This window comes from Nonomuraea sp. NPDC049607, assembly GCF_040675375.1.
Lineage (GTDB): Bacteria > Actinomycetota > Actinomycetes > Streptosporangiales > Streptosporangiaceae > Nonomuraea.
This window is the reverse complement of sequence record NZ_JBFAOV010000088.1, coordinates 1-5,096: the sequence shown is the minus strand read 5'-3', so window position 1 is coordinate 5,096 and position 5,096 is coordinate 1. Positions and strand designations below refer to the sequence as shown.

Genomic DNA, 5,096 nt, shown 5'->3' with positions numbered 1-5,096 from the left:
GACCTTGTTGGTGACCGCGGTGATGCGCCTGCGCAGCGCGGGGTCAGCGAGAAAGCGCAGGAGCGCCACGGTGCGCACACTGCGGCCGACCTCCCGGAACGCCTTGTAGATCTCGTTCTTGCGCGAGTGGGAGCCGAGCCGGCGCAGCAGGGTGACGGAGTTGAGCCTGCCCTCGCGGATGGAGATCGCCACCCGCATCAGGTCGGGCCACATCTTCTCCACCAGCTCTCAGTCGATCACATTACGGGCGCCGCTCTCAGCGCGGAACAAGGAGTCGGTGTGGTGGTAGGCGACCTGGTCGGTGTGCTGCGACCTGCGTGCCGTCAGTGCCCACGCTGCTGCCATCGCCCCAGGCCTTGACCACGTCCAGCTGGGTGAAGGCGTTGACCACGTCGGTGATCGCCTTGTTCGGATTGGCCAGGGTGATGTGCCGGTTCTTGGCCGGCGAGATCTCATGCGCGGTGATCCCCTCGATGTGCCGGGACGCCTCGGCCGGGCCCATGTTCGACCCGCACGCGAACGTGGTCAGCACGTAGCGGTCCTGCGGTTTCTTCAGCTTCGGGTCGTGGCCGGAGGCGGGCCCGAAGTGCCGGTGCCAGCCCAGCCAGTACGCGGTGCGTGAGATGATCTCGATCAGCGTGCGCTCGGGCATCCGCGCCTTGATCTCGGCACCCAGCTTGAGGGCGGCCGCACTGGTGCCGACCCCGGCCAGCCGCTTGAGCGTCGGGGTGCCGTCCTTGGCGAACGTCAAGTCCTCGTTGCCGGCGTAGCCGGCGTCCAGGTGCTCGGCGGCTTGGCGGTGGCGCTCCTTCGGCTCGGCCACGAACTCGGCCGCGCTCGCCGGCAGGCCCGCCTCGGCGCAGTAGGCCGCCGGCAGGGGCCGGCACTGATCGAAGGTCAGCAGGTGCGAGCTCCAGTCGCCGTACTCCGCCGCCCCGGTTACCGCGATGTCCCCCGTGCGTAACTCCTCGGCCAAGTAGGCGAACCCCAGATCCAGGCGGCGGCCATTCGCGCCGTGAGCGGGGATGAGATCTCTGGTCTTGCCCCAGTGGGTGAGGGCGTGCTCCAGAGCCTCCAGCACGCTGCGGTCGGCGGAGGTCGCCTTGAACCTCGACACGGCGGCCAGAGCGAGCATGGTGGACCGGTCGGCCTTGAAGAACTGCTGGATGAGCAGTTCGTGGTTGTCGTGTTGGTAGGCGGATACCTCCTCGATGTCGGCCAGTTGCGCGGCCGCGCCGCCAGCCCGCTCCACCACCTGGCGGACCGACCCCATCCCCGCCGCCTGCATCCGCACCGCCTTGACCGGCGCCTCGACCGCGGCCTCCGGATCGGCCCGCTGATCTGGCAGTGCCCGATCCGGCACGCCGTTCACATACCTGACGCTCCCCGAGCCGGGCACTGTCTATCCCGTCGAATGATCAGCGCTCAGCCATGAAAGTTGCCGAGGTAGAAGAACCTCTACCCCTGATCGGTAAGCAGCCCTATCGTCAACCACCAAGGCAGCTAAGATCATCGAAGGCATGGATGCGTCACTGGAAATCGTGAAGGTCAAGCGGCAACTTCGGCGGATGCAGGTTTGCCTGATCACCGCAGTGGCCGCCGCGGTCGCCACGGCGGTGGTCGTGGCCAACAGTGGGGAAGCCGTCGCGCAGGACGGCGGTAAGGCCAAATTCGACGAGATCGAGGTCCAGCGGATCAACGTGGTGGAGCCGGACGGCAAGCCGCGCATGGTCTTGAGTAACAAGGAAAGGTCGTCGGGCGTCGTCGTGAACGGCGTCGATCTGGGCAATGCCGGCACGCGGCCGGGTATGACCCTGTACAACAGCGAGGGAGATGAGTCCGGCGGCCTGGGCACCGACAACGGTGTCAACGACGGAAAGCCGCGGGCGGTCGGGCAGCTCTCCTTCGACCAGTACAAGCAGGACCAGACCCTCGTTCTCCGGTACATGGAACAAGTCGGCGTCCGAGGCGTCGGCCTGGCGGTCAATGACCGGCCCGAGGCGCCCCTTCCGGAGTCCTACGAGGAGTACAAGAAGATCGAGCAGATGCCCCCCGGTCCGGCGCGGGACCAGGCGATGGCCGCGTACAGGAAAAAGTACCCGAGCCCGCAGAGGGTCTTCATCGGCAAGAACCCCGACAAGTCGTCGGCCGTGACGCTCGCCGACGGCAAGGGCACGCCGCGTATCGTGATGCGGGTCGATCAGGACGGCAACCCCCAGATCCAGTTCCTGAACGCCAAGGGCAAGGTCACTCGGACGATCAAGGGCTGATGAAGAACGTCACCTCCCTCTGGCAGGCGATTACGGGGAACCCGCTGCGGTTCCTCGGGTCGCCATGGCCCTGGCGGGCGCTCGCCTACCTGCTGACCAGTCTGCCCGGCGGCGTTGCGGTGGCCGTGGTGGCCGCCTTCGGACGGCAGACCGCGCTGCTGTTCGCGATGATCACGTTGTTGATCGTCGCCGTCGTGCTGAGTGGACCGATCGCCTCCCTCGAGCGCTGGCGGCTGAGGCTGATCGACCCGGCGGCGGTCGCTACGCCGAAGCCGAGAACGCCGATCTCCTTCGCGAACCCGACCGCCTGGCGCGAGATCGGCTACGCGCTGCTGTGGGCGACGATCCTGCCTGCGGTCAACGGCCTCGTCATCTCTTTGGCGGCGTTGACCGTCTTCTCCTACGCCTCGGCTCTCCCGTCTGGCGCCTCACCGCTGGTGGTGTTGTTGGCCGTCGTCGTGGTGCTGGTCGGGCTGGCCGGTTGCGCGTACCTGTTCACGGTGGTGGCCGCGGCGCAGGGGGCGCTGACGCGGGGTCTGCTCGCCGCGCCCCTCGAGGAGCGGATGATCGAGTTGACCCGGTCGCGGGCCCGGTTGGTGGACGCCTTCGAAGCCGAGCGGCGGCGCATCGAACGGGATCTGCACGACGGCACTCAGCACCAGCTCACCGCCGTGCTCATGCAGCTCGGTCTCGCTCAGCTGGACGTACGGGAAGACCCGGAACGTACGGCGAAAGCCATCAGCCTGGCCTACGACCACACGCAGACCGCGCTGGACGAGTTGCGCCGCGTCATCAGAGGCATCCATCCCTCCGCGCTCACCGACCGGGGGCTCGGGGTCGCCGTCACCGACCTGGCCCGCCACTGCCCCATCCCGGTGACCCTGGACCTCGACCTACCCCGCCGTCCGCCTGCGGGCGTGGAGGCGGCGGCCTACTTCTGCATCTCGGAAACCCTCACCAACGCGATCAAACACAGCAAGGCACAGAACATCGCGATCAAAGCGAAACTGTCGGATCATCTTCTCGCCCTCGACGTGCACGACGACGGCATCGGCGGAGCCGACGCCGCGAAGGGAAGCGGGCTCACCGGGCTGGCCGATCGGATCGGCGTGCTTGAGGGAACCCTGTTGCTCAGCAGCCCGCGGGGAGGGCCCACGGCGATCCGGGTGGAGCTGCCATGCGGTTGATGATCGCCGAGGATTCGGTGCTCCTGCGGGAGGGGCTGACCGGCATCTTCACCCGGTTCGGCTGCGAGGTGGTCGCCGCCGTGGGCAGCGCCGACGAGCTGCTGCGCGTCATCGCCCGAGACCTGCCCGACGTCGTCGTGGTGGACGTCCGCATGCCGCCGAGCTTCCACGACGAGGGGCTGCGGGCCGCCATTCAGCTGCGTGGCGAGCATCCCCGGCTCGGCATCCTCGTCCTGTCGCAGTTCGTCGAGGCGGCAGCGGCCGGGGAACTGCTGGAGGCTGGCACGCGCGGCGTCGGTTACCTGCTCAAGGACCGGATCGGCGCGATCAGCCAGTTCGTGGAGGCGGTGCGTGAGGTCGCCGCCGGGGGCACGGTCATCGATCCTGACGTGGTCCACCAGCTGCTGGTCCACCATCGCGCGCACGATCCGCTGGACGCGCTCTCGCCACGCGAACGCGAGGTGCTCGCGCTGGTTGCCGAGGGTCGGTCGAACAGTGCGATCGCCCAGCGCCTGTATGTGTCAGAGGCCGCCGTGGCCAAGCACGTCACCGGCGTATACACCAAGCTGAACCTCGGCCCGGACGCCGACGACCACCGCAGAGTGCTCGCCGCGCTGACCTTTCTCCGCTCGCGCTGACCTCGAAGCCGCATGGACGATTCGCAGCTCCGGTGTCCTCGGAGACAGCACTGGGGCCGTGACCCGGAACTTGCCTGACGGGTTATCTGGGGTTTGTCAGGTAAGTAGGTTACGTCAGGAGACGGTCTGGGAAGCGCCCGAAGCCCTGGGGCTCCTGGACTGAAAGCATCACTGCTGTCCGTCGAACAGGTCTACATATTCTGGGCATCGTGATCACGCCGCATACGCCTGGGGAACCTCGTCCCGTTCAAGGAGGCGCCTTCTCCGACGCGCCGCAGGTCGTGGGCCGCTACCTGCGACACCGCCACAGCGGGGTGCACAGCCCCAACCACGTCATGGAGGAACCAGCACTCCTTGACGAACTGGGGCCAGTCGCCGGCCTCCGCGTGCTGGACCTCGGTTACGGGGACGCCGCCATCGGCCGCACCCTGCTCGCCGCTGGCCGCCGCAGTTACCTCGGCATCGACGGCTCGACCGAGATGACCCGCGCGGCCACGGCCACCCTCGCAGGCACCTCTGGCCGCGTGGAAGGATGGACATCGAGACGTTCTCCGCCCCACCGCACACCTTCGATCTGATCATCTCTCGCCTGGCGCTGCACTACATCGACGACCTCGACGCCGTCCTGGCGGCCTGCTGGCGTGGTCTATCACCCGGCGGACGCCTGCTGATCACGGTAGTTCACCCCGTCATCACCTCCCACGAAGCTCGCCAGAGCACAGAACAAGCACGCACCAACTGGGTCGGTCGACGACTACTTCCGCCCCGGAGCACGCCAGCGCAACTGGCTGGGCAACACCGTCACCTGGTATCACCGGGCCATCGAGGACTACGTCACCGCCCTGACACGCGCGCAGTTCGCCTGTGCGGTGCCAAAACTCGTCCATGGCGTCTGACCGGGCCTTCTATCCTCAGCACTCGTGTTCCTACGCCTGCTGTATCTGCTGATGGTCCGGTTGTTCGGCTGGTTGACGCTTCTCTCGCGGGGCGACACCTCCAAG

The 5,096-nt window shown here is 67.4% G+C and carries 7 protein-coding genes; 5 read left to right on the top strand and 2 right to left on the bottom strand.

Translation table 11 applies throughout. The features are described from left to right. Both AB0J97_RS51385 and AB0J97_RS51380 read right to left on the bottom strand, forming a co-directional pair. Positions 1-222, bottom strand: a 222-nt coding sequence (locus AB0J97_RS51385) for a Tn3 family transposase (RefSeq protein ID WP_364104709.1), incomplete at its 3' end; no start/stop codon positions are given. 34 nt (positions 223-256) lie between these two features. Further along, positions 257-1,372, bottom strand: coding sequence for a Tn3 family transposase (locus AB0J97_RS51380; protein ID WP_364104706.1), 1,116 nt, complete (start codon positions 1,370-1,372; stop codon positions 257-259). 148 nt (positions 1,373-1,520) lie between these two features. On the opposite strand from AB0J97_RS51380, the gene AB0J97_RS51375 reads away from it, so the two are divergent. The 5 genes from AB0J97_RS51375 to AB0J97_RS51355 form a co-directional block, all read left to right on the top strand. Then, the gene (locus AB0J97_RS51375; protein ID WP_364104703.1) at positions 1,521-2,270 is read left to right on the top strand and encodes a hypothetical protein; all 750 of its coding nucleotides are present in this window, start codon (positions 1,521-1,523) and stop codon (positions 2,268-2,270) included. Then, positions 2,270-3,457, top strand: coding sequence for a histidine kinase (locus AB0J97_RS51370; protein ID WP_364104700.1), 1,188 nt, complete (start codon positions 2,270-2,272; stop codon positions 3,455-3,457). Before AB0J97_RS51375 ends, AB0J97_RS51370 begins: the two co-directional genes overlap by 1 nt. Next, positions 3,448-4,095 (top strand): response regulator transcription factor, encoded by a 648-nt coding sequence (locus tag AB0J97_RS51365; RefSeq protein ID WP_357998535.1) that lies wholly within the window; start codon positions 3,448-3,450, stop codon positions 4,093-4,095. The genes AB0J97_RS51370 and AB0J97_RS51365 overlap by 10 nt, the downstream gene beginning before the upstream one ends. A gap of 209 nt (positions 4,096-4,304) precedes the next feature. Next, on the top strand, positions 4,305-4,673 hold the full coding sequence (locus tag AB0J97_RS51360) for a hypothetical protein (protein ID WP_364104697.1): 369 nt from the start codon (positions 4,305-4,307) through the stop codon (positions 4,671-4,673). Continuing rightward, positions 4,628-5,096 (top strand): methyltransferase domain-containing protein (locus AB0J97_RS51355; protein ID WP_364104694.1); only part of this gene is annotated, 469 nt, incomplete at its 3' end. The genes AB0J97_RS51360 and AB0J97_RS51355, both read left to right, overlap by 46 nt.

What these genes read in the sequence shown, in the direction of transcription:
- AB0J97_RS51370 (WP_364104700.1), top strand. Translation starts at nt 2,270, where the DNA reads ATGAAGAACGTCACCTCCCTCTGGCAGGCGATTACGGGGAACCCGCTG.
- AB0J97_RS51375 (WP_364104703.1), top strand. Translation starts at nt 1,521, where the DNA reads ATGGATGCGTCACTGGAAATCGTGAAGGTCAAGCGGCAACTTCGGCGG.
- AB0J97_RS51365 (WP_357998535.1), top strand. Translation starts at nt 3,448, where the DNA reads ATGCGGTTGATGATCGCCGAGGATTCGGTGCTCCTGCGGGAGGGGCTG.